General features: G+C 71.5%; 27 protein-coding genes. 20 read left to right on the top strand and 7 right to left on the bottom strand.

Annotated elements, in window-relative coordinates; translation table 11 throughout:
* Nucleotides 1-1,040, bottom strand: a 1,040-nt coding sequence (locus MFF22_RS20945) for a S9 family peptidase (protein WP_505744235.1), incomplete at its 3' end; no start/stop codon positions are given.
* A 381-nt stretch (nt 1,041-1,421) separates the two neighbouring features.
* Between MFF22_RS20945 and MFF22_RS20940 the strand changes: the two genes are divergently transcribed.
* The 3 genes from MFF22_RS20940 (at nt 1,422) to MFF22_RS20930 (ending at nt 3,235) form a co-directional block, all read left to right on the top strand.
* Nucleotides 1,422-1,853, top strand: coding sequence for a Ros/MucR family transcriptional regulator (locus MFF22_RS20940; protein ID WP_238252352.1), 432 nt, complete (start codon nt 1,422-1,424; stop codon nt 1,851-1,853).
* A gap of 150 nt (nt 1,854-2,003) precedes the next feature.
* The gene (locus MFF22_RS20935) at nt 2,004-2,213 is read left to right on the top strand and encodes a hypothetical protein (protein WP_238252293.1); all 210 of its coding nucleotides are present in this window, start codon (nt 2,004-2,006) and stop codon (nt 2,211-2,213) included.
* 197 nt (nt 2,214-2,410) lie between these two features.
* Complete coding sequence (locus MFF22_RS20930) at nt 2,411-3,235, top strand: DUF6456 domain-containing protein (RefSeq protein WP_238252350.1); 825 nt, start codon at nt 2,411-2,413, stop codon at nt 3,233-3,235.
* A gap of 72 nt (nt 3,236-3,307) precedes the next feature.
* On the opposite strand, the gene MFF22_RS20925 is transcribed toward MFF22_RS20930, so the two are convergent.
* Nucleotides 3,308-3,730: a SufE family protein gene (locus MFF22_RS20925; protein WP_238252291.1), complete on the bottom strand. Its 423-nt coding sequence runs from the start codon at nt 3,728-3,730 to the stop codon at nt 3,308-3,310.
* Nucleotides 3,731-3,796: 66 nt separating this feature from the next.
* Nucleotides 3,797-4,861: a sensor histidine kinase gene (locus tag MFF22_RS20920; RefSeq protein WP_370877490.1), complete on the bottom strand. Its 1,065-nt coding sequence runs from the start codon at nt 4,859-4,861 to the stop codon at nt 3,797-3,799.
* A gap of 209 nt (nt 4,862-5,070) precedes the next feature.
* Here MFF22_RS20920 and MFF22_RS20915 point away from each other — a divergent pair, with 209 nt between their 5' ends.
* Nucleotides 5,071-5,811: a hypothetical protein gene (locus MFF22_RS20915; protein WP_238252287.1), complete on the top strand. Its 741-nt coding sequence runs from the start codon at nt 5,071-5,073 to the stop codon at nt 5,809-5,811.
* Nucleotides 5,774-7,066 (top strand): DNA-packaging protein, encoded by a 1,293-nt coding sequence (locus MFF22_RS20910; RefSeq protein WP_238252347.1) that lies wholly within the window; start codon nt 5,774-5,776, stop codon nt 7,064-7,066. Before MFF22_RS20915 ends, MFF22_RS20910 begins: the two co-directional genes overlap by 38 nt.
* Before the next feature lie 93 nt (nt 7,067-7,159).
* On the opposite strand, the gene MFF22_RS20905 is transcribed toward MFF22_RS20910, so the two are convergent.
* Nucleotides 7,160-7,429 carry an immunoglobulin domain-containing protein gene (locus MFF22_RS20905; RefSeq protein ID WP_238252285.1) on the bottom strand — a complete coding sequence of 90 codons (270 nt, stop codon included), beginning with the start codon at nt 7,427-7,429 and terminating at the stop codon, nt 7,160-7,162.
* Between the two features lie 356 nt (nt 7,430-7,785).
* Here MFF22_RS20905 and MFF22_RS20900 point away from each other — a divergent pair, with 356 nt between their 5' ends.
* The 3 genes from MFF22_RS20900 to MFF22_RS20890 all read left to right on the top strand — a co-directional run bounded on the left by MFF22_RS20900 (nt 7,786) and on the right by MFF22_RS20890 (nt 10,825).
* Nucleotides 7,786-8,961 (top strand): phage portal protein, encoded by a 1,176-nt coding sequence (locus MFF22_RS20900; protein ID WP_238252284.1) that lies wholly within the window; start codon nt 7,786-7,788, stop codon nt 8,959-8,961.
* An 82-nt stretch (nt 8,962-9,043) separates the two neighbouring features.
* Nucleotides 9,044-9,514 carry an HK97 family phage prohead protease gene (locus MFF22_RS20895; RefSeq protein ID WP_238252281.1) on the top strand — a complete coding sequence of 157 codons (471 nt, stop codon included), beginning with the start codon at nt 9,044-9,046 and terminating at the stop codon, nt 9,512-9,514.
* A gap of 39 nt (nt 9,515-9,553) precedes the next feature.
* Nucleotides 9,554-10,825, top strand: a complete 1,272-nt coding sequence (locus MFF22_RS20890; protein ID WP_238252280.1) for a phage major capsid protein — start codon at nt 9,554-9,556, stop codon at nt 10,823-10,825.
* Between the two features lie 69 nt (nt 10,826-10,894).
* On the opposite strand, the gene dps is transcribed toward MFF22_RS20890, so the two are convergent.
* The 3 genes from dps to MFF22_RS20875 all read right to left on the bottom strand — a co-directional run bounded on the left by dps (nt 10,895) and on the right by MFF22_RS20875 (nt 13,311).
* The gene (gene dps, locus MFF22_RS20885) at nt 10,895-11,437 is read right to left on the bottom strand and encodes a DNA starvation/stationary phase protection protein Dps (RefSeq protein WP_238252277.1); all 543 of its coding nucleotides are present in this window, start codon (nt 11,435-11,437) and stop codon (nt 10,895-10,897) included.
* 78 nt (nt 11,438-11,515) lie between these two features.
* Nucleotides 11,516-12,409, bottom strand: a complete 894-nt coding sequence (locus MFF22_RS20880) for a S1 family peptidase (RefSeq protein ID WP_238252275.1) — start codon at nt 12,407-12,409, stop codon at nt 11,516-11,518.
* Between the two features lie 170 nt (nt 12,410-12,579).
* The gene (locus MFF22_RS20875) at nt 12,580-13,311 is read right to left on the bottom strand and encodes a S1 family peptidase (RefSeq protein ID WP_238252274.1); all 732 of its coding nucleotides are present in this window, start codon (nt 13,309-13,311) and stop codon (nt 12,580-12,582) included.
* A gap of 26 nt (nt 13,312-13,337) precedes the next feature.
* On the opposite strand from MFF22_RS20875, the gene MFF22_RS20870 reads away from it, so the two are divergent.
* The 12 genes from MFF22_RS20870 to MFF22_RS20815 are packed head-to-tail and all read left to right on the top strand — an operon-like array spanning nt 13,338 to nt 23,170.
* Nucleotides 13,338-13,901: a head-tail connector protein gene (locus tag MFF22_RS20870; protein WP_238252273.1), complete on the top strand. Its 564-nt coding sequence runs from the start codon at nt 13,338-13,340 to the stop codon at nt 13,899-13,901.
* 46 nt (nt 13,902-13,947) lie between these two features.
* Nucleotides 13,948-14,301, top strand: a complete 354-nt coding sequence (locus MFF22_RS20865; RefSeq protein ID WP_238252272.1) for a head-tail adaptor protein — start codon at nt 13,948-13,950, stop codon at nt 14,299-14,301.
* Nucleotides 14,298-14,714, top strand: a complete 417-nt coding sequence (locus MFF22_RS20860) for a DUF3168 domain-containing protein (protein WP_238252271.1) — start codon at nt 14,298-14,300, stop codon at nt 14,712-14,714. The genes MFF22_RS20865 and MFF22_RS20860 overlap by 4 nt, the downstream gene beginning before the upstream one ends.
* A 10-nt stretch (nt 14,715-14,724) precedes the next feature.
* Nucleotides 14,725-15,135, top strand: a complete 411-nt coding sequence (locus tag MFF22_RS20855; RefSeq protein ID WP_238252270.1) for a phage major tail protein, TP901-1 family — start codon at nt 14,725-14,727, stop codon at nt 15,133-15,135.
* Between the two features lie 12 nt (nt 15,136-15,147).
* On the top strand, nt 15,148-15,504 hold the full coding sequence (locus tag MFF22_RS20850; protein ID WP_238252264.1) for a gene transfer agent family protein: 357 nt from the start codon (nt 15,148-15,150) through the stop codon (nt 15,502-15,504).
* Nucleotides 15,501-15,719, top strand: a complete 219-nt coding sequence (locus MFF22_RS20845; RefSeq protein ID WP_238252337.1) for a phage tail assembly chaperone — start codon at nt 15,501-15,503, stop codon at nt 15,717-15,719. Before MFF22_RS20850 ends, MFF22_RS20845 begins: the two co-directional genes overlap by 4 nt.
* Nucleotides 15,716-16,309: a phage tail tape measure protein gene (locus MFF22_RS20840; protein ID WP_238252262.1), complete on the top strand. Its 594-nt coding sequence runs from the start codon at nt 15,716-15,718 to the stop codon at nt 16,307-16,309. Before MFF22_RS20845 ends, MFF22_RS20840 begins: the two co-directional genes overlap by 4 nt.
* A gap of 13 nt (nt 16,310-16,322) precedes the next feature.
* Nucleotides 16,323-16,958, top strand: coding sequence for a DUF2460 domain-containing protein (locus MFF22_RS20835; protein WP_238252260.1), 636 nt, complete (start codon nt 16,323-16,325; stop codon nt 16,956-16,958).
* Nucleotides 16,955-17,830 carry a phage/gene transfer agent baseplate hub protein gene (locus tag MFF22_RS20830; protein ID WP_238252259.1) on the top strand — a complete coding sequence of 292 codons (876 nt, stop codon included), beginning with the start codon at nt 16,955-16,957 and terminating at the stop codon, nt 17,828-17,830. Before MFF22_RS20835 ends, MFF22_RS20830 begins: the two co-directional genes overlap by 4 nt.
* Nucleotides 17,827-18,294, top strand: coding sequence for an NlpC/P60 family protein (locus MFF22_RS20825; RefSeq protein WP_238252256.1), 468 nt, complete (start codon nt 17,827-17,829; stop codon nt 18,292-18,294). The genes MFF22_RS20830 and MFF22_RS20825 overlap by 4 nt, the downstream gene beginning before the upstream one ends.
* A gap of 54 nt (nt 18,295-18,348) precedes the next feature.
* The gene (locus MFF22_RS20820; RefSeq protein ID WP_238252254.1) at nt 18,349-22,254 is read left to right on the top strand and encodes a baseplate multidomain protein megatron; all 3,906 of its coding nucleotides are present in this window, start codon (nt 18,349-18,351) and stop codon (nt 22,252-22,254) included.
* Nucleotides 22,255-22,270: 16 nt separating this feature from the next.
* Nucleotides 22,271-23,170 carry a DUF2793 domain-containing protein gene (locus MFF22_RS20815; RefSeq protein ID WP_238252246.1) on the top strand — a complete coding sequence of 300 codons (900 nt, stop codon included), beginning with the start codon at nt 22,271-22,273 and terminating at the stop codon, nt 23,168-23,170.

Here is a 23,170-nt window from a genome sequence, read left to right as displayed (position 1 = left end):
GCCAGCACGTGCAGGTGGCGGATCATCACCCCCGAACGATGGGGCACCAGATCGCGCCAGTGTTCCCGGCCGGGATTGCTCAGGGGCGCGGTGACGATCTTGAAGTCTTCGGCCCCGTCCGCGTTGGTGCGGATGAACAGGCTCTCCCCGTGGTCGTCGACCGAGTAGATCAGCAGCGGCTCGCGGGGCTGGACGAGGAGCACCGGCGCCGAGGGGGCCGACCGGTCGATGAGGCGCACCTCCGACGTCTCGTGGTCGCTCGCCGTCACCGCCAGGAAACGGCCCGACTGCGTCTCGCCGATATGGACGAAGTAGCCTGCATCGGGCTCGATATAGACCGTCTCGTCGGCCGCCTGCGGCTGTCCGAGGCGGTGGAACATCACCCGGGCGGGGCGGTGGTTCGCGTCGAGGGCGACATACCAGAAGCCGCTCCCGTCCGCGGTCCACACCGCCTCGCCGGACGTCGCCTCGATGAGGTCGGCGGCATCCTCGCCCGTGGCGAGGTCGCGCACCCGGATCGCGTGCAGCTCGGAGCCCTTGGTGTCCGCCCCCCAGGCCAGCAGCCGGTGATCGTCCGAGTGGGCGGCCGAGGCGATCTCGAAGAACGGCAGTCCCTCACCCTCCCGGTCCCCGTCGATGAGGATGGTTTCCTCGCCTTCGCGGCCGAGCGGCGCCTCCGGACCCGTCGGCCGGCGGCAGACGAGGGGGTGCTGCCCTCCGTCCCGGTGGCGGGTGTAGTAGGCGAAGGGACCGTCCGGCTCGGGGACGCCGCTGTCGTCCTCACGGATCCGGCCCCGCATCTCCCCGACGAGGCGCTTGCGCTGGTCCGCTGTGCCGGCTAGCGCCGCATCGGTGAAGGCGTTCTCGGCGCGCAGATAGGCTGCGATGTCCTCCGGCAGGGCCGCCGGGTCCTTCAGCACGGCCTGCCAGTTCGCGGCCTTCAACCACGCATAGTCATCGACGAGCGTCCGCCCGTGGACGGTGACGTGCGACGGGCGGATCTCGGCGACGGGGGCTTCCCCGCCCTTTCCCTTCAGCATCTGGGCCAGCTCCGTCTCGGTTTGCATCGGCCGGGTGTGACGCGTGCGCGGGGCGGAAGCAAGCCGCCCCTCAATCGGGCGCTAAAGCAACTCATGATCGTATTGACGAGAAATATTCCACTATAGATGCTTTAATGTACGCTTAGAGATATTCTATGAAAGAAGACAATCCGGCGATTTCACTAAGATCGAGACTTGCGGACCGGGTGTCAATATCATAAGTCCTATCGTTGTGTCGTGCCGACAGGAATCCGAAGTCGCTTCGCGCAGATGTCGGGCGCCGTGAGCGGGGGGAGCTTTGCCAGGATTGAACGTGCAAGAAAAAAGCACGCGAACGAAGAACAATATGGGTCGAACGGACTGAAAGATGGGGGATTGATCATGGAAAGATATCAGGTCGCGCTGGGGCGCGTGGAGATGGCGGTGAGGATCGCGACGTCTTACGTCGGGAACAAGCCGCTTCCTTCCGAGGAGCTGGTTCCGCTCATCGAATCCATCAACCGGGCCCTGGTCGGCGTCGCGACCGGGAAGATCGTGGTGAAGGAGACGGCGGCGCCGCCCGAACCCGCCGTGCCGGTCAAGAAATCGGTGACGGACGAGTTCATCATCTGCCTGGAAGATGGGCGGAGCTTCAAATCCCTGAAGCGCCATCTGCGCGCCAAGTACAACATGAGCCCCGAGCAGTATCGGGCAAAGTGGGGCCTGCCGCCGGATTATCCGATGGTGGCCCCGAACTATGCCCAGGCCCGCTCGAACCTAGCGAAGGCCATCGGCCTGGGCCAGCCGCGCGACACGTTCGGGCAGGCGGCCTGATCCGACGGCGCCCCACCGCCCCGGCTGGGGCAGGGGCGGTGGGGCGCCGGAAGAGTTGAATGACGGCGCGGCACCGCATCGCCCGGTGCCGCGTTAGGACCTCGACCGACCGGCGCCGCCCGAGGCGCCGGCTCGTCCCGAGGAGGTTCGATGTCGCGACATCCCGACACCGAAGAGGATCATCCGGCCGACGACCTGGAAAAGGTCAACGGTCTCCTGGCCGAATGGGCCGCGCGTTCGGCCGCGACGAGCGGACCGCTGACCGACCGGTTCGAGGCCATGGGATACGAGGTGCGGGGCAAGGGTGAAGAGGAGATCGTCGAAGTTCTCCGCAAGCCGCCGACCCGTCCGGCCCGGTGAGCCCAGGCGGCTGTGGACAGATCAGGCCTAATTTCTTGACATAAGATTATTTTCTGTTACCTCTCTTCCGGGCGAGTCACTGCGCAGCAAGCCTGGAACAAATCATGAACATGCAAGCGGATAAACCGGTCTTCCAGCGGTCGCGGCGTGGCACGAGTGCCGGGCGGGCCATCGATCGCGGCACGGCCGGACGAGCGATGCCCCGGCGCCAGGCTGTCCCGGAGCGAAGCGCAGGCCCGGTTCTCACCTCCGAGGCGTTCAGGCTGATGGCCGTCCTCGCCGCCCCCGGCTCGGATGCCCGGCGGGATCCGTTCGACGGCGAGGAGCTGATCGTCCGCCGGCGCGCAGCGGACGTCTCCGTCGCCGGGGGGCGTTATTCCCTCAAGGCCGGGGATGAACTTCTGGCGGCCGACCTCGTCGTCGCGGAGGGGGATGGGCGTATGGTCATCGCCACGGCAGGCCTCGCCCGGTTGCGCCGGGAGCAGGGAGGGGATGTCGATCCCTTCCGGGCGCAGCATCTCGAGACCGTGCGGGGACGGGGTCAGGGCGAGCCGCCCCTGCGCGATGCCGGGGAGAGCCCCCTGGCCTGGATGGCTCGCCGCCGGGACCGGGACGGGCGGGCGATGATCGACCCGGTGGAGTACGAGGCCGGGGAGCGCCTCCGCCGGGACATCGCCCAGGCCCTGATGCTGCCGAAGATGGGAATGGACTGGTCGCAGCAGCGGGTGGACGGCGGCGGCGCCAGGGACCCGGCCGGCGCCTCCGACACGGCGGTGGCGGCCCGTCAGCGGGTGCGTGCGGCGTTGAAGGCGGTGGGCACCGACCTGTCGGACCTGCTCCTCGACCTATGCGGCTTCCTCAAGGGCCTGGAGCGGATCGAAACGGAGCGCCGCTGGCCGGCGCGTTCGGCCAAGGTCGTCGCCCGGATCGCCCTGGCCCGGCTCGCGGAGCATTACGGCCTCGAGCGCGAGGCGGTCGGCCCCGAACGGACACGCCTGCGCCTCTGGCGGGAACGGGCCTGACCACGGGGCACGTCGTCGGACGGTCCCGCCTGTCCGGACCGTCTCCGCTGGCGGGGACGGACCGCTGTTCTCTCAGGCGGCGAGGCGCACGGCGTCGTGATGGATGCGGTCGACCATGGAGCGGACGCCGTTCGAGCGTTTCGACGTCACGTGCCCGCCGAAATGCAGTTGCCGGAACAGGTCCAGCCCGTCGATTTCGGCCGCCTCCCGGGGCGTCTTGCCGTTGTAGAGCGCGATCATCAGGGCCACGAAACCGCGGACGATGAACGAATCGCTGAAGCCCTGGAGGGCGAGCCGCTTCGTTCCGTCTGCCTCTTCGACGGCGATATCGATCCAGACTTGGCTTTCGCAGCCGTGGATGCGGTTGGCGTCGGTCCGCAGGTTCTCCGGCAGTGGCGGCAGGGCGCGACCGAGTTCGATGAGGTATTCGAGCCGCATGTGCTCGTCCTCGACGATCTCAAAGTTCTCGATGATGGTGTTGATCGGCGGCAGCATGCTCGGACGGTCCGGAGGGGGCCCGCCCCGACGGGTCAGGCGGGCAGGGGTGGCGTGTGGCCCCCGTCACGCGTCGCTTCCGGCGCGGGGTTGGGGGAGCCGCAGGAGGAGCGGGTCCGTGGGCGTCGCCTCGCCGGACGCCACGATTTCGGCCTGGGCGGCATAGGCCGCGATAAGGCGCGGCCCGAGCTTGGGCACGTTCGGACGGTTCGGCTCCGCCACGTCGGTGACATTGGAGACGACCGCCACGGTGATCGGCTCGTCGGCGGGCGCCTCGATGGTGATGGCGATGGAGCAGGCGACCGTCTCGGCGGTGGCATCGAGGCATTCCGCCACGATCTCTGCGACGATCATGCCCAGAGCATTGGCGGTGCGGGGCTCGACGAGGCCGTTGCCTGTCCCGTTCACCTGCACGCCGATGCGGCCGGCCCGGCGAAGCTGACCGAGGCCGGAGGCGAGGCGGCGAAGGTAGTCGCGCAGGTCGATGGAGGCGATGTGCGGCGCCTCATGGAGGTGCTGCTGCACCAGGGCGATCGCCCGAACCCGCTGCCCCAGGGCTTCGAAGCTGCCGCGGCAGGCATCGGGGGCGGCGCGGCCGTAGAGGCCGATCAGGCTCACCATCACCTGAAGGTTGTTGCGCACCCGGTGGTAGACTTCCGCGAGCAGCGCCTCCTTCTCGGCGAGGGCATGTTCGATGTGCTCCTCGGCATGCTTCCTGTCGGTGATATCGAAGCAGGAACCGAGATAGCCGAGGAACTCACCTTCCTCGACCAGGGGGCGGGCCGTGTCGAGCAGCCAGCGATACACCCCGTCGTGGCGGCGGAGCCGGAATTCCACGGTGAACGGCTCGCGGGCTTCGAGGGCCTTGGCGACGATCCGGGCGTGACGATCGAAGTCTTCCGGGTGGAGGCCCTTCCGCCAGCCCTGGCCGAGCTCCTCCGCCAGGCTGCGCCCGGTGAATTCCAGCCAGCACTCGTTGTGATGGACGGCGTGACCGTGCTGGTCCGACCGCCACAGCATGAGGGGAACCACGTCCGCAAACCGGCGGAAGGTGTCGCTCAGGGCCGCTGCGCCCGCCTCGTCCGACACCTCAGATCCACTCCTTCCAGCCGATGATGGGTGTTCGCCCATGCTCTACTCATATGCGCTATCGGGATCGGTGGCCGAAGGGAACGCGCCGGTCAACGTGCCGCGGGTGGCGCCGTTCCGGCTCCGCACACCGGACATGAGGCCACGGCAGGTGTCGTAAGAAAAAAAACTAACGATATGATTTTTATCATTGACTGCGCGACGGTGGTTCGGTAGAAGAAACGCACGCTCAAGAAGTGTGGGGGCGGCCGATGCACCGCAAAGCTGGCCGGCCGGCCGAAAGGCGCGCCCAGGCACAAGAGGTGCGCGCCCTGGCGCAAACCCTCCTTCAGGATCCGAACCTGTCCATCGACGCGATCGCGCGGCGGATCGGCGTCTCCCGGCAGACCGTGGAGGGATGGAACGCCCGCACGGGCGTGCGTCCGCCCTGCCCGCGGCCGAGTACCCTGGCCGCCTGGCCCAAGGGCCGCCGCGAGGCCGCGGCCAGGATCCTGAGCGTGGCGGAGATCGACCCGGCCGACGTCTCCGAAACCGCCGGGTTCTCCCGGGCGGCGGCGCCTGTCCTGCTCGCCACCTTCGGCCACGCCGGCCCGGAGCGGGCGGCCCGCATGCCAGCCGGGACGGAGGGAGGGGTGCCGGAAGGTTTCGGCCCAGGCCCAGGGGTGGAGCAGCGCGTCGCGGATGTGCGGACGCTGCGGGCGCGGCTGCGCGCCCATATCGGGCGGCAGATCGAAGCGCTCGACGCGGCGCTCTGCGGGATGCCGCCGGCGGGATTCGATTCGGCGAAGGTTCTCCGGGATCTGGGCGGCCTCAAGCGGCTCCTCGACGATCTCGGTTCCGGCGGCAGCGAAGGGGAGGGGGAGCCTCGTGACGAGCAGGCCCGATCCGATCCCGATGCCGTCGATGCCGACCTGGAGAGGGTCCGGGCGGAGATCGCGCGACGCTTTGATCGCTTTGACGCGGGCGGGGCGGCTGGCCGAGTTCCTGGCTGACCTGCCCCCGGGCCTCGTGCGTGGCCTCGATGGGGATTGGCTGCATAAGGCGCGGGCGGACCAGCTACCGCCCGAGGGGGACTGGACCACCTGGGCGGTGATCGGCGGTCGCGGCTGCGGCAAGACGAGGGCCGGCGCCGAATGGGTCGATGCCCTCGCGCGCGGGGATTCGGCCTTCACGGCCGAGGCGGTGGGCCGTATCGCCCTGGTGGGCGAGACCTTCCACGACGTCCGCGACGTGATGATCGAAGGGGAATCGGGGCTGCTCAACCTGCCCCGGCCCCACCGGAAGCGGCCCACATGGCTGCCGAGCCGGCGTCGCCTCGTGTGGGAGAACGGGGCGGTGGCGCAGGCCTTCTCCGCGGAGGAGGCGGATTCCCTGCGCGGACCGCAATTCGGCGCAGCCTGGTGCGACGAGATCGCCAAGTGGCGTGACGCGGAGACCGCATTCGACATGCTGCAGTTCGGCCTGCGCCTCGGCACGCGGCCGCGGAGCCTCGTGACCACCACGCCCCGGCCGATCCCGCTGATCCGCCGGCTGCTGTCGGACGCCCGGACCGTCGTCACCCGCGCCCGCACCAACGACAATGCGGCGAACCTCGCCCCGGATTTCCTGTCGGCGGTGGTGGGCCGCTATGCCGGCACCCGGCTCGGCCGCCAGGAGCTCGACGGCGAACTCATCACTGACCGGTCCGACGCCCTCTGGGCCCGCGACGCGATCGAGGCGGCCCGGGTCGCGTCCGCGCCGGACCTGTCGCGGATCGTCGTCGCGGTGGATCCCCCGGCGAGTTCGGGCGCGCGCTCGGATTCGTGCGGGATCGTCGCCGTGGGGCGCCAGGGAGAGCGAGCCTATGTGCTGGCCGATGGGAGCCTCGCCCGAGCGACGCCCCAGGCCTGGGCGGCGTCGGCCCTCGCCCTGTACCACCGGTTGCAAGCCGATGCCCTCGTGGTGGAGGTCAACCAGGGGGGCGAGATGGCCACGGCCGTCCTCGCCCAATGCGATCCGGGCGTGCCGGTGGTCTCCGTGCGGGCGCACCGGGGCAAGTACCTGCGGGCGGAGCCGGTCTCGTTGCTCTACGCCCGCGGCCTCGTCCACCATGTCGGGCCGTTGCCGGCCCTGGAGGATGAGATGTGCGATTTCGGACAGGACGGCCTGTCGAGCGGCGCCTCGCCCGACCGGCTCGATGCCCTGGTCTGGGCCCTCACGGCTCTGATGCTGGACGAGCAGGCCGCGCCGCGCATCCGCCGGCTCTAGCTATCCGAACGGATGGCGCGGTGAGGGATCGGCTGGGCCGAGGGCGGCCTCGTCGAGAGCCCGGCGGGAACGGCCCGCCGGGCGACATCCTGCTTACTTGTTGCTGCCTCCGCCCTGCGGGATGGCCCGCGAGGGCTGGCCGGCATTGCCGCCGGCGGACGAATTCGTGGTGATCGTGTCGGCCGGGTTGCCGTTGGGCGAGATCGTGGTGGCGTTCGGCGCGCCCGTCGAGCCGGACTGCGGCGCCACGATGGGGGCCGACGGCGAGCGTGCACCGGGCGCGACCGGCGAGGTCTGCGCGAGGGCGGCGCCCGACAGGCCGAGGAGGATGGAACCGGACACGACGATGTGACGAACGAGCATGAAAGCGAATCCTCTGAGCGACGGATGTGGCGCGGCAACGTTCCACGGTCCCAGGAAGTTCGCCCGGCCTGCTTCGAAAAAGCCGGCCGCCCCAAAGATTCGTCAAAGATCAGCGTGCCTTCGCCGTCGATCTGCCTGCGAAGGCGGCAACAAAAAGGGCGTGCCCTGGTGGGGGCACGCCGTCAGGCGGTCCGTGGTCTCTGAAACGAACCGTATTCCGAATACATGATCCCCGGTTCGCCGGCTGTAGCGAATACAACACGCCCACCTCCGGTTGCGACAATGTTTCGCGCGGGTCCGGGCCGCGGGCCCCGCCCGCCTCCGCTGCCTTTTCCTCAGCCCACACAGGCAAGCCCATGCCCAAGCTTCTCGACAGGCTCGTCCGGGCCGCCGGACGTCCGCGCCCGCCCCTCGGTACCAAGGCGGTGGGGCCGGGTTTCGCGCTCTACGCCGATTGCAGCCCGACATGGACGGCCCGGGACCCCACTTCCCTCGCCCGCGTCGGCTACCAGCGCAATCCTGTGGTCTACCGGGCGGTGAGGCTCGTGGCGGAATCGGCGGCGAGCCTGCCCCTGACACCGGTCTCGGGCGAAGGGCAGGATCTCCTGAGCCTCCTCGCCCGGCCGAACCTCCGGGAGACCGGAACCCAGCTTCTCGAAACCCTCTATGCCGACCTGATGCTCGCCGGGACGGCCTATCTGGAAGCGGTCAGCATCGAGGGCCGGGTCGTCGGCCTCCAGACCCTGCGTCCGGAGCGGGTGCAGGTCCTGACCGGGGCGGACGGCTGGCCCGCCGCCTACGTCTACACTGTGGGGGGGCGCAGCCGCCGGTTCGACCTGTCCGAGGGCGCGGTCTCGCCGATCCTGGCGCTGACCCTGTTCCATCCCGGCGACGACCATCGCGGCCTGGCCCCGATCGAGGCCGCCGCCGCGGCCCTCGACATCCACAACGCCGCCGGAGCCTGGAACAAGGCGCTGCTCGACAACGCCGCGCGGCCCTCGGGCGCCCTCGTCTTCGCCGGCGCTTCGCTGTCGGAGGCACAGTTCGACCGGCTGAAGGGCGAGCTGGAGGCGAACTACCAGGGCGCCGGCAATGCCGGGCGGCCCCTTCTGCTCGAAGGGGGGCTCGACTGGAAACCCCTCGCCCTGTCGCCCCGGGACATGGACTTCGTCGAGGCCAAGAATGCGGCGGCCCGGGAGATCGCCCTGGCCTTCGGGGTACCGCCCCTGCTCCTCGGCCTGCCGGGCGACAGCACCCACGCCAACTACGCGGAAGCCAACCGTGCCCTCTACCGGCAAACCCTGATCCCCCTGGCCCGCCGCACGGCCCAGGCGATCGCGAACTGGCTGGAACCGGCTTTCGGCACCGTCGAACTCGAGCCGGACCTCGACCGCATCGAAGCCCTGGCCTCGGAGCGGGAATCCCTCTGGCGGCGGGTCCAGGCCGCCGACTTCCTCAGCCGGGACGAGAAGCGCGAGGCGGTGGGCTATTTGCCCGACCACCCCGACCCGGACCCGTCCTCGCCGGTTTAGGGCGCCGTTTCCGCTGCGTATTCCGGAGCAGCGCCGCCCCGGCGCGGACCCGTAGCCGATCCCCACAACAAGGACGTGTTCCATGGATGGCCTCATCACCGGCTATGCCAGCGTGTTCGGCGTGCCCGATCTCGGCCGCGACGTGGTCCTGCCCGGCGCCTTCGCCGGCACCCTCGCCAGGCGCGGAGCGGCCGGCGTGCGCATGCTGTTCCAGCACGATCCCGCCGAGCCCGTCGGAAGGTGGCTCTCCCTCCGGGAAGACGCCCGCGGCCTCTACGCGGAGGGTCAGCTCAATCTCGACGTGCAGCGCGGCCGGGAGATCGCCGCGCTGATGTGCGAAGGAGCTCTCGACGGGCTCTCCATCGGTTTCCGGACCCTCAGCGCCCGTCCCGGCGCCGATGGCTCCCGCCGGCTGCAGGGGATCGACCTCTGGGAGATCTCCATCGTGACGTTCCCCCTGCAGCCGGGGGCGCGGGCGAGCCCGAGCCCCACCCCCGAGGCGATCCGCGGCCTTGCCCGCCGGATCGCCCCGGCGCGGCGCCGCGCCGCCTGAATCCCCCTGTCCAGTCTTCACCCGAGACGAGGTACCGTCATGACGCGTCACGCCGCCATCGAGACCAAGGCCATCCTCCCGCCGCTCGAGAACAAGGCCGCCGAGCCCGGCCCCATCCGCTCCGCCGTCGATGATTTCACCGCCGCTTTCGAGGCATTCAAGGAGACCAACGACGACCGCCTGCGCCAGATCGAGGGCCGCCTCGGCGCCGACGTGGTGACCGAGGAGAAGCTCGCCCGCATCGACGCGGCCCTCGATGCCGCCCGCACCCGCCTCGACCGGATCGGCCTGGAGCGTGCCCGCCCGGCCCTGGCCGAGCCGCAGGGCCGGCACGATGGTGTCGCGCAGGAGCACAAGGCTGCCTTCGACCTCTACGTCCGGGCCGGCGAGAGCGGCGGCCTGAAGCGTCTCGAGGCCAAGGCCATGTCCGCGGGGTCGGGGCCGGATGGCGGCTACCTCGTGCCCGATACCCTGGAACGCACTGTGCTGACGCGCCTCGCGGCGCTCTCGCCGATCCGGGCAATCTCCAGCGTGCAGCAGATCTCCGGCGGCCAGTACAAGCGGGCGGTCTCCACGGGGGCTCCCGTGACGGGCTGGGTGACCGAGGCGACGGCGCGGCCTTCGACCGATGCACCCGCGCTCGCACAGCTCGCCTTCCCGGCGGCGGAACTCTACGCCATGCCCGCCGCGACCCAGACCCTGCTCGACGACGCCGTGGTCAACGTCGAAGAGTGGCTGGCGGCCGAGGTCGAGACGGCCTTCGCCGAGCAGGAGGGCATCGCCTTCGTGACCGGCAACGGCGTCGGGCGGCCGAAGGGTTTCCTCGCCTCCGACACGGTGGCGAACGCGTCCTGGACGCCGGGTAAGCTTGGTTGCGTCGGCACCGGGACGTCCGCGGCCTTCCCGGGCACGAACCCCGCCGACGTGCTGTTCGACCTCGTCTACGCGCTCCGCGCGCCCTACCGGCAGAACGCCCGCTTCGTGATGAACCGGCGGACCCAGAGCACAATCCGCAAGTTCAAGGATGCGGAGGGCAACTACCTCTGGCAGCCGCCGCTCTCCGCCGAACGGGCCGCGACCCTGATGGGCTTCCCGGTGAGCGAGGCCGAGGCGATGCCCGACATCGCCGCGGGCAGCCTCTCCGTAGCCTTCGGTGATTTCCGCCGGGGCTACCTCGTGGTGGACCGCACCGGACTGCGGGTGCTGCGCGACCCGTACTCCGCCAAGCCCTACGTGCTGTTCTACACCACCAAGCGCGTCGGCGGCGGCGTGCAGGACTTCGACGCGATCAAGCTCCTGAAGTTCGCCTGATCAGAGCCGCGCCGTCGAAGGACGGCGCGGCCCCTTACCCCGCCTTGGCGGGGAGGTTTGTCCCGGCGGTCAGCCGACGTTGCCGTCGCGCATCTGGCCGGTCGGCTCCTGAACGTGGGCCTCGAGGAACCACAACTGCTTGTCGACGGCCCGGGAGACTTCGGTGAACAGGTCCGCGGTGTCGGCGTCGCCGGCCTCGTCGGTCTCGTCGATGTTCTCGCGAACCGCATTCGCGTAGGCGGCGTAGGTGTCGATCAGCGCGGCGATATGGTCGGCGATGGCGTAGATGCCGGTCGGATAGGCCGGAAGCTTCGTCTCGCCGGCCACGACCTGGGCCGTCCCGAGGGCCGTCCCGCCGAGCTGGACCGCCCGCTCCGCGACCTTGTCGTTCAGGGCATCGATCTCGTTGCGGAACCCGTCGAGCATCAGGTGGACGCCGATGAATTGCGGGCCCTTCAGGTTCCAATGGGCCTGCTTGATCGCTAGGGCGAGGTCGATGCCGTCGGCGAGGCGCGCGTTCAGGGCCTGGATCGAGACACGCTTCGCGTTGGAATCGGTCTCGTTGCGGGTCTTATGGGCACGCGGGGCGTCGTTCTTGCCGGTGATGGCCATACTCTCAAGATCTCCGTGAGGCTTTCTTCGAATGGAGGCGGAAATCCCCGGAAGCGTGCGAAGTTCCGGCCTGCGCCGTCAGCGACGGGCGGGTCGGGCCATCCAATCGGCGCGATGCCGCCGCGGCATCTCCTCGCCAGCCTGCACCTGCTCCAGCTCCGCGGCCCGCGACGCGATCCAGCCGGTATGTTCCGCAACGGGCGTGACCGCGGTGAAGCCGCCGCAGGCCGTGCGACGGGCGCCCTGCTGCAGGGCGCCGCTCGACCAGCTCACGACGCCGGCGATGCGGTAGCCGCCGGGACCGCCGGTGAGGATCGGCCCGCCGGAATCGCCGAGGCACGCGCCCGCCCCCGCCGTCTCGGCGAGGCGGCGGCGGTCGGTCACCACGGTTACGCGGTTGGCGACCTGCAGCGAGCCGATCGAGACGAGGGGCGCCTGACGGAGCACCCGGGCGCTGCCCCGGCGGTTCTCGGCGACCACCCCGAAGCCGGCGATCTCGACGCTGTCGCCCGTGCCGATCGAGCCGGCGCTGCGCGGGTCGAGGGGCATGTAGTCGCCCCCCACCGGCTGGGCGAGCTTGAGCAGGGCGAGGTCCACGCCCGGCTGGTCCTCCGGCGTCGTGCCGGGGACGAAATCGGGGTGCATCGTCGCGGCGATCACGTTGATGCGATGCTGCCGGAAGGCGCGGTCGACGCTCACGACCCGGTAGCCCGCCGGCCGCATCACGCAATGCGCCGCCGTCAGGACGAGGTCCTGGGCGATCAGCGTGCCGGAGCAGATCTCGCCGTCGGTGCTCTCGACGCGCACGACGAAGCTGCGGGCACCGTTGGGATCACGGGCAACCTCGCCCTGGATGACCGCCTGCGCGCCGGGAACGGCACCGATGAGGCATCCGGCGAAGGCCACCACCCCCGCCGCGAGACGCGCAGCGTTCCTGCGCAGGCCGGTCGGGCGGGAAAATCGGGCAGGCATCGGTGACTCCGGGAATTGTCCAAGGCAACGCGATGCAGGCTGTGCCCGGTCGACAGTAGATCAGACAAACCGGCCGGCCAAGCTGGAGTTCCGGAATAGTGAAGCCACCCCCTGCATGGGGCGGTGGACCAATCTTTTCTGCGGCAGAAAAGACTTTCCGGTCGGGCGGGTCAGGGGCGCCAGCGCGCCGCGAGGCCCCAGCCGGAGAGCGTCCGATCGATCCAGTCCCTCTGGGGCGCGAGACGGATCGCCTGGGTCAGCCCGCCGCAACCGCCGCCGATCCAGGCGGTGACCGCGAGCACCGTTCCGTCCGGTGGGGCGACCGGGCCGCCGGAATCGCCCTGGCAGGCGCCGGTCCCCCGGCTGCCCTGCATCCACACCAGGATCCGGCTCGGGCCGTAGGGCTCGACCACGGGGACTGCCACGCTGCGGTAGGTTCCAGTGGAGCGGGGATCGCCGGGCTTGGCCGCGCCGTAGCCCGCGAGCGTCAGCGTCTCGCCGGCCCGCGGCTCTTGTGTGCCCAGGGAGGCCGGGGCGAAGCGGGGCGGCAGGGGCTCGGCGGTGCGCAGGAGGGCGAGGTCGATGGACCGTCGCCGGCCTGCCACCGCGCCGGCATCGTAGCCGGGATGCACGGTCCGGGCGGCGATGTCGACAAGAACGGGGGCTCCCTCGGTGCTCCGGTAATGCACCCGCAGTGCTTTCGCCCCGGCGACGCAATGTCCGGCGGTGAGCACGGCGTCCGGTGCCACCACCACACCGGTACACACGCCGCCGGCCGAGTTCAGCACCATCACCGCCCCCGCCGGCTCCGCGTCGCCGCCGCCCACGATCGCCGCCGCCGGCAGGGCCGGAAGCGCCGCGAACGGCAAGGCGAGGGCGAGCACAGCTCTGGGCAAAGGCAACGACCGACCTCAAGGAGACCTGCGCGATGACCCCGATACGCGCCGAGACGACCCCCGTCGAGCCCGTGAGCGTGGCTGACCTGCGCCTGTACCTCCGCCTCGATCCCGAGGACGGCGGCGTGGAGGACGGGCTGCTCGCCAACCTCGTCTCCGCCGCCCGGGCGAGCCTGGAGATCGAGGCGCGGCGGGTGCTGGTGCCGGGGCGGTACCGCATCCTCCTCGCGGAATGGCCGCTGGAAGGATGGCTACCCCTGCCGCTCAGCCCCCTCGTCGGTCTCGTGCGAGCAGGGCTCACGGCCGCGGACGGCACCGTCACCGACCTGCCCGGCGGCATGGTCTCGATCGGGCCGGACCTGATCGAGGCGCCGGGCCTGCAGATCGCCGGCGACCTGCCGGACCTCGGCGGGCGCCGGATCCTGATCGAGGTTACGGCCGGCTATGGCGGCGACGGTCCGGCGATCCCGGAAGACCTGCGCGTCGCCGTGCTGCGCCTCGCCGCCGCGGGCTACGAGCACCGGGGCGACGAGGCCGGCATGACCCAAGGCGACCTGCCCCGCCTCGCCGCCCCCCGGCGGCGGCTGCGGCTCTGACAACGGTCCTTCTCCTTTCCTTCCCCCCTTTCTCCCGGAGCCTGCGATGGCATCCTTCGATCGACGTCCGCCCCTCGGGGCGCGGCGGCGCCGCTTCGTGCTCGAACGGCCCGTGGAGCAGCCGGACGGGTTCGGCGGCGTACTGCGCCGCTACGTGCCCGGCCCGACCCTCTGGGGCGCCATCGCCTCGATCGGGTCGGTCGTGCGGGTTTCGGGGGGCCGGGCCGACACCCTCGCCACCCACCGCATCACCCTGCGGCGGCGGCCCGACCTGACACCCGCCATGCGCCTCAGTGCCGGGCCGCGCCGCTTCGCGATCCGCGCCGTCACGGACCCCGACGAGCGGGGCCGCGACCTCGTCTGCGAGGTTGAGGAACTCGTGCCGGAGGCGAACCCGTGAGCGATCCCAGCCCGCTCCTGGCCATGCGCGCCGGCCTGATCACGCGCTTCGCCGCCGACCAAGCCCTCATCGCCCTGCTCGGCGGCAGCGCCCGCCTCTACGACGAGCCGCCCCGGGGGGCGCTGCCGGTCTACGCCCTGTTCGGAGACGGCGAGGTCCGCGACGATTCCGTGGACGGCGCCGGACGCCACCTGCACCGGCACGAGCTGGCGGTGATCGCCCGGCCCGGCTCGGCGCGCACCGCCCTCGACGCCGCGGCGCGGATGGCGGCCCTCCTCGAGGCCACGGACATGCCGCTGCAGGGATGCCGCCTCGTCACGATCCGGGTGAGCGCCCTGAGGGCGACCCGCGACCCGCGCACGGGCGAAGCCCGCGCCAGCCTGACGGTCGAGGCCGTCACCGAGACATTCTGAGGAGGACATCATGGGTGCGCAGGCGGGCAAGGACCTTCTGATCCGGGCGGCCGACGGCAACGGCGGCTACTTCGCGGTGGCGGGCCTTCGGACGAGGCAGATCACCCTCAACGCCGAGACGGTGGACGTGACCAACGCGGATTCTGTGGGGCGGTGGCGGGAATTGCTGGCCGGGGCGGGGATGCGCCACGCGTCCGTCTCGGGATCCGGCGTGTTCCGGGACCAAGCCTCCGACATCCGCATCCGCCAGATGTTCTTCGACGGTGCGGTGTCGGCCTTCCAGGTCGTCGTCCCGGCCTTCGGGACGATGGAGGGGCCGTTCCAGATCGCCAGTCTCGAATACCGCGGCGAGCATGCGGGCGAGGTCACCTTCGACATGAGCCTGGAATCGGCCGGGCCCATCAGCTTCACCGCGGCCTGAGGGGACGGGACGATGGCCAACCGCAGACGCGGAGAGGTGCCCCTCGATCTCGGCGGGCGCCGCTACACCCTCTGCCTCACCCTCGGGGCGCTGGCCGACCTGGAGGATTCCCTCCGGGCCGGGGACCTCGCCGGCCTCGCCGAACGCCTCGTCGCGGGCCGGCCGCGGACGGGCGACCTGATCGCCCTGCTTGGCGCTGCCCTGCGCGGCGGCGGCCACGATCTCACCGACGGGGATGTCCGCCACCTGCCCCTGGCCGGGAGCATGGAGGCCCTGGTGACCGCCCTTGGGGAGGTGCTGGAGGCGGCCTTCGGCCCGGAGGATCCGGAAAACCCTCCGCGGCCGCGGGGGGACGAGCGCGGGACCTGAATCCCGCCCCCCCGCGGGCCTTCCCCTGGGACGACGCGCTGGCCGCCGCCCTCGGGATCCTCGGCTGGCGTCCCCGGGACTTCTGGGCGGCGACGCCCCGGGAACTCGCCGCCGCCCTGGGCCGGCCGAGGGCATCCCCGGCGCTGAGCCGGTCCGACTTCGAACGGCTGCTGGCCGCCCATCCCGATCCATCCCTGACAGGGAGCGCCCCATGAGTGCCGAGACCGAGACCGACCGGCAGAACGCCGTGCGGATCCAGCAACTCGGGACCCTCGACCACCTCGCCCAGAGCTTCGGCCGAAACCTCAGCACCGCCCTGACCCGCGGCGCGACATCGGGGCGGAGCCTCGATGCGGTGCTCAAAACCATCGGGACCGGCCTCGCGCGTGTCGCCACGAGGGCCGCCGCGAAGCCCGTCCGGATCGGCCTGACGAGCCTGTTCAGATCAGTCCTCGGCACGGATTCGGAGGCGGATGCGGAAGACGAGACCCCCGCCTTCGCCCGGGGCGGCGTGTTCCGGGGCGGCCGGGTGACGCCCTTCGCGGCCGGGGGGGTCGTTGCCGCGCCCAGCTATTTCCCGATGGCGGGCGGCACCGGCCTGATGGGCGAGGCCGGCCCCGAGGCGATCATGCCCCTCGCCCGCGGGCCCGACGGGCGCCTCGGCGTCGCGGCGGGCTCCGCCGCCCGCCCGGTCTCGGTCAACGTCACCATCGCGACGCCGGACCCTGCCGCCTTCCGCCGCTCCGAGGCGCAGGTCGCCGCGACCCTCGCCCGGGCGGTCGCCCGTGGCCAGCGCGCCCTCTGAAAGAGTTTCCCCCATGGCCGACGACTTCCACGAGGTATTGTTCCCCCTCGACGTGGCCCTGCGCGGCAGCGGCGGTCCGCAGAGGCTCACCGAGATCGTCACCCTGGCCTCGGGGCGGGAGCACCGGAACGGCCGCTGGGCCGATTCCCGCCGCCGCTACGATGCCGGGTTCGGGATCCGCAGCCTCGACGCGCTCCACGCGGTGATCGCCTTCTTCGAGGAGCGGCGCGGGCGCCTCACCGGGTTCCGCTACCACGACCGGGTCGATTTCCGCTCCGGCCCGCCGGGCCAGCCGCCGGGTCCCTTCGACCAGATGCTGGGGCGGGGCGACGGCACCACCGTCGCCTTCCCCCTCACCAAGACCTACGGCGCCGGCTTCGCCCCCTACCGAAGGACCATCGCCAAGCCGGTGGCGGGCAGCGTCCGCATGGCCGTGGCGGGGGCCGAACTGACCCCCGACGCCTTCGCCTGCGATTCAACGACCGGGATCGTCACCCTGGCGAGCGCGCCCGCGGCGGGCGCCCCCGTCACGGCGGGCTTCGCCTTCGACGTGCCCGTCCGCTTCGACACCGACGACCTGAGCGTGGACCTCGCCGCCTTCACGGCCGGCGAGATCCCCAAAGTCCCCCTGGTGGAGATCGTGCCGTGAGGGATCTGCCCCCCGCCTTCGCCGCGCATCTCGCCGACGGTGTGACCACCCTGTGCCGCTGCTGGTCCCTGCGCCGCCGGGACGGCACATCCCTCGGCTTCACCGACCACGACCGCGACCTGACCTTCGCCGGCCTCGTCCACGCCGCCCGGACCGGGCTCGATGCGGCGGAGGCGAGCGCCGAGGCGGGCTTCGCCGTCTCGGGGGGCGATGTCGCCGGGGCGCTCTCCTCCCTGGGCCTGACCGAGGCGGACATCGCCGGGGGCCTCTACGACGGGGCGAGCGTCGAGACGTGGCTCGTGGACTGGACGAACCCCGAGACGCGTCTCCTCCTCGATATCGGTACCATCGGCGAGATCCGCCGCGAGGACGGCGCCTTCGTCGCCGAGCTGAGGGGCGTCGCCGCGTGCCTCGACGCGGAGATCGGGCGGACCTACCGCGCCACCTGCGGCGCCGACCTCGGCGATGCCCGGTGCCGGGTCGACGTCTCGGCCTGGCAGGCCACGGGGCGCGTCCTCGACCTGCCGCAGCCGGCCACCCTGCGCGTGTCACTCGGCAAGTCTGTCGCCGACGGTCTGTTCAGCGGCGGGCGTCTCGTCTGGACCGGGGGCGCCAATGCGGGCCTCGCGGCCGACCTGCGTCTCCAGGCCGGCGACACCGTCGAGCTGTGGGAGACGCCCGCGCGAAGGGTGGCGCAGGGCGACACGTTCACCCTCACCGCCGGCTGCGACAAGCGCCTCGCCACCTGCCGGGACCGGTTCGCCAACGCCGTGAACTTCCAGGGCTTCCCGCACATGCCCGGCAACGACGCCGTGCTGCGCGCCGTGCCGGGCTCCGAGCCCGTCCTCGATGGCGGGAGCTACTTCCGATGAAAGCCACCGTGGATGCGACGCAGGGCGACGCGGCCGTGGCGGAGGCCCGCCTCTGGCTCGGCACGCCCTACCGCCACCAGGGCTCCCTCCGCGGCGTGGGCTGCGATTGCCTCGGCCTGCTGCGCGGGGTCTGGCGGGGCCTCTACGGCCGGGAGCCGGAAATGCCGCCGCCCTATTCCGCCACCTGGGCGGAATCGGCCGAGCCTGGGAGCGATCCCCTCGTCGAGGCGGCGACCCGTCACCTCCTGCCGGTGTGGGAGCCTCTGCCGGATTACCGGCCACAGCCGGGCGACGTGCTGCTCTTCGCCTTCCGGGCGCACCTGCCGGCCCGCCACTGCGCCATCGCCTCGGGGCCCGGCACGATGGTCCACGCCCACGACCATGCGGAGGTGACGGAGGTCGCCCTCACCCCCTGGTGGAGGCGGCATCTCATCGGGGCGTTCCGGTTTCCACCTCGCCCCTGACCCCTGACCCCTGACCCCTGACCCGTCAGCCGTCGTGCCGTTCTGGAGCCTCATATGGCGACCCTCGTCCTTTCCACCGCCGGCAGCCTCATCGGCTCGGCCCTCGGTGGTCCGGTCGGCGGCGCGATCGGGCGCGTCATCGGCTCGGCGGCCGGGTCCTACGCCACGCATGCCCTGTTCGGTCCGGGCAGGAAGACCCGCTTCGTGGAGGGGCCCCGCCTCACCGACGTGGCGGGGATGGCCTCGACCGAAGGCGACCCGATCCCCCGGGTCTACGGCCGCGCCCGGATCGGCGGCGGCCTGATCTGGGCGACGCGCCCTCTGGAACTCGCCAACACCACCGTCCAGCGGGCGGCAGCCCCGTCGAAGGGGACCGGCCGGCAGAAGACGGTGCGGACCACCTATGCCTACTACGCCAACGTCGCGGTCGGCCTATGCGAGGGCGAGATCGCCTTCGTCCGGCGAATCTGGGCGGACGGCGGCGAGATTGACCAGACCCGCGTCACCTTACGCGTGCATACCGGCAGCGCGGACCAAGCGCCCGATCCGCTGATCGTCGCCAAGGAGGGGGCGGAGAACGCCCCGGCCTACCGTGGACTCGCCTATGTGGTTTTCGAGGCCCTGCCGCTGGCCGATTACGGCAACCGCATCCCCCAATTCACCTTCGAGGTGGTGCGGCCGGTCAACGGGCTCTGCGGGCTGATCCGCTCCGTCAACCTCATTCCCGGCGCGGGGGAGTTCGTCCTCGATACGGCCGCCGTCACGGTCGATCTCGGCTTCGGCCGGACGCAGGGCGCGAACCGGCACCAGCTCTGCCGCAGCAGCGACGTGGTCGCCTCCCTCGATGCACTCCAGGCCCTGTGCCCGAACCTGCGAAGGGTGGCGGTGGTGGTGTCGTGGTTCGGAAGCGACCTGCGGGCCGGCCGGTGCCAGATCGCGCCCAGGGCCGAGACCCTCCGCAAGACGACGGCTGGCGACGAGTGGCGCGTGGCCGGTCTCACCCGCGATCAGGCCGGTGCCGTTTCGACCCTGTCCGACGGGACCACCCCGGCCTTCGGCGGGACCCCCTCCGATGCGGGGCTCGGGCACCTTGTGGCCGAACTCTCGGCGCGGGGCCTCGACGTCGTCCTCTACCCCTTCGTGATGATGGACATCCCGCCCAACAACACCCTTCTCGACCCGCACCGGAGCAATTCCTATCAGCCGGCCTATCCCTGGCGCGGGCGGATCACCTGTGATCCCGCGCCGGGCCTGTCCGGGAGCCCGGACGGGAGCCGGGCCGCGGAGCTTCAGGTCGCCGCCTTCTTCAACGGGGGCTACCGGACCTTCCTGCTGCACTACGCCGACCTCGCCGCCGGCTGGATCGCCTCGGGGATGCGGATCACCGGCCTCCTCGTCGGCAGCGAGTTCGTGGGGCTGACCCGAATCCGGGGCGCCACCGGATACCCCGCGGTCGATGAATTCCGCACCCTCGCCGCCGATCTCCGCAGCCGCCTCGGCGCGGGCGTCGCCCTCGTCTACGCGGCCGACTGGACCGAGTACGGCGCCGACGTCCGCGACGGGGGGGCGACCATCCGCTTTCCCCTCGACGACCTGTTCGCCGACAAGAACATCGCAGCGGTCGGCATCGACTGGTACCCGCCCGCCAGCGACTGGCGGGACACGGCCGGCCACGCCGACCTCCCCCTGGCCGGGGACATCCACGACCGGGCCTATCTGAAGGCCGGAGGGGCCTCCGGCGAGGCCTTCGACTGGTACTACGCGGACGACGCGACCCGGGCGGCCCAGGCCCGGACCGCGATTACCGACGGTGCCTACGGCAAGCCCTGGATCTACCGGCCCAAGGACCTCGTCGGCTGGTGGTCGAACCCGCATATCGAGCGCGAGCGCGGGACCGAGACGCGCACCACCGCCTGGGTGCCGATGGGCAAGCCGATCTGGCTGACGGAGGTCGGCGTGCCGGCGGTGGACAAGGGCACGAACGGCCCGAACGTCTTCCCCGACCCCAAATCGTCCGAGAACGCCCTTCCGCCCCAATCCCGCGGCGTCCGCGACGACCTCATCCAGCTCCGGGGCCTGGAGGCCGTCCTCACCCGGTTCGACCCCGCCGCGCCGGGCTTCACGGCCTCCGACAACCCGGTCTCGTCCGTCTATGGCGGGCGGATGGTGGATCCCGCCGCCATCTTCGTCTGGTGCTGGGATGCGCGGCCTTTCCCCACCTTCTCGGACATGACCGCCGCCTGGGCGGACGCGCCGCAATGGTCGACCGGTCACTGGATCAGCGGCCGGATCGAGGGCTGCGACCTCGACCTACTGGTCAGGCGGATCCTCGACGAGTTCGGTTTCGATGCTTCGGTTGCAGTGCAGGCGGCGGCCTTCCTCGATGGCTACGTCATCGATCGCCCGCTCACCGCCCGGGGTGCCCTGGAGCAGCTGGCGCAAGTCTTCGGCCTCGACGTCTCCGCGACGGGGGGCACCCTGCGCCTGCGCGGACCGCGCCGGGATGCGCCCGTGGTCCTGCCCATCTCGGACCTCGTCCGGGTCTCGGAGGAGGCGGAGGTCCTGCGCCGGGTCCGGGCGGAGGAGGGCTCGCTGCCCAGGGCCGTCTCGGTGGGGATCACCGATGCCGAGAGTCCCGACTACCGCAGGGCCACCGCCGCGGCCGCCCGGCCGGCCGGGGGGCGGCACGGGGAGACCCGGATCGACACGGCGGTGGTCACCCGCCGGGAGGTCGGCGACGGCCTGGCGGAAGACCTCCTCGACCGCCTCATCGCTGCCCGAGACAGCACGGTCTTCACCCTGAGCCCCCGGCGGCAGGACCTGGAGCCCGGCGACCTCGTGGCCCTGCCGGCCGAGGGGCCGGAGATGGCGGCAATCATGCGGATCGACCGGATCGCGGATGCGCCGACCGGGCGGCGGATCGAGGCGAGCCGGGTGCCGCCGCGCCTCGGTCCGGGGCGGGCGGTGCCGAAGAGCCGGGCCGCCCCGCTCCCGCCGCAGTCGGCGGCGGCTGGGGCGCCCTACGCCGTCGTCCTCGACCTGCCGGCCGATTGGGGCACGCCGACGGGCCTCCAGTACCTCGCCGTGGCGGCCGAGCCCTGGCCGGGGACGGTGACGGTCTGGCGTGCAGAAGCGGATGGCGCCTTCGCGGTCCACGGGCATGCAGACTACCCGGCCTGCCTCGGGCGGACCCTCACGGCCCTGCCCGCCGGCCCCCTGTGGCGCGGTGACAAGGGGGCGAGCCTCGATGTCATGCTGCGGCGGGCGGGGGCGCTCGCCGCCATTCCCCCCGCGGCGATGCTCGCCGGCGGCAACCTCTTCGCCGTAGTCGCGCCAGATGGCACGGTCGAGATCCTGTCGGCGGCGGACGTCGCGGCCACCGGTCCGGACACGTTCAGGCTCGGGGGAATGCTCCGCGGCCTGGCCGGAAGCGAGACCGCAGCGACCCGGGGTTCCCCCGCCGGGAGCCTGATCGTGCGGCTCGACGACGGGGGCGTCTCGCCCCTGGTCGATCGCCTCGACGAGACAGGGCGGACCTTCCGCTACCGGATCGGGGCCGCCGGCCTCGATCCGTCCGATCCGTCCATGGCGGCCGTCGGCGCGACGGCTGGGCTGGCGGCGGTCATGCCGCTTCGGCCGGTCCATCTCCGGGCGCGGAGGGGAAGCGATGGCGTGATCCTGTCATGGATCCGCCGGGCGCGGCGCTCGGCCGACGCCTGGGAGCCGGCCGAGATCCCCCTCGACGAGCCCCTGGAAAGCTACGCGGTGACGGTCTTCTCCGGCGGCACCGCGCTGCGGACCCTGACCGCCTCCGGGCAGGGGCTGCTCTACCCGTCCGCCGCGGAGACGGCGGATTTCGGCGGGCCCCAAACGAGCCTCGACGTGGCGGTCGCGCAATTCGGGACCGCCGCCGGCCTCGGGCCAGCCACCCGTGCCCGCATCCCCGTCAACGCCGCCTGATCACGGGAGACGATTCATGTCCGACGCCACGACCCATCTCGGCCTACCCCTCATCGCAGCTGGGCAGGCCCAGAAGCATGTCACCCACAATGAGGCGCTGGCGGTCCTCGACGCCCTCGTCCAGCTCGCTTGCCTCGACAAGGATCTGACCGCCCCGCCGACGAGCCCCGCCGAGGGTGACCGGTACCTCGTGGTCGCCTCCATGCCGACCGGGGCCTGGGTGGGCCGGTCGGGACAGGTGGTGCGGTTCACCGACGGGGTCTGGGTCGGGCTCGTCCCCTCGACCGGATGGCTCGCCTACCTCGCCGACGAGAAGCTCGTCTACGCCTTCGACGGCCGGGCCTGGGCGCCGATCACGTCCGGCAGCGGCGACCGGATCGGCATCAACACCAGTGCGGACGCCACGAACCGTCTGGCCGTGAAATCGGATGCCGCCCTTTTCGCGTGGGACGACGTCACGCCCGGCACGGGTGACATGCGCATCACCCTCAACAAGAAGGAAGCGGCCAGGGACGCCGGCTTCGTCTTCCAGACCGGTTGGTCGAGCCGCGCCCTGTTCGGGACGCTCGGAGGCGACGACTTCGTCCTGAAGACCTCACCGGACGGCTCTACCTTCGTCACCGCACTCGCTGCCGCCGCGGCGACAGGAATCGTCTCCTTCGCGGCGAGCCCCACGGCCCCGACGCCGACATCCGCCGACAACTCGACCCGCCTTGCGACGACCGCCTATGTCGACCGGGCCGTCAAGAATGCCGGCAGCGGGACCAACCCCGGAACCAGCGGGAGCCGCACGGCAATCTCGGACTCCGACTACGCGATCACTGCGAACGACCGGACGGTGGCGATCAAGGGCCTCTCGGTCTCCCGCAAACTGACGCTGCCGAAGGCGGCGACTTTTCCCAGGGCACGACGCTGA

This window comes from Methylobacterium persicinum, assembly GCF_022179525.1.
Taxonomy (GTDB): Bacteria; Pseudomonadota; Alphaproteobacteria; order Rhizobiales; family Beijerinckiaceae; genus Methylobacterium; species Methylobacterium persicinum.
This window is presented reverse-complemented; position numbering and strand designations above follow the sequence as displayed.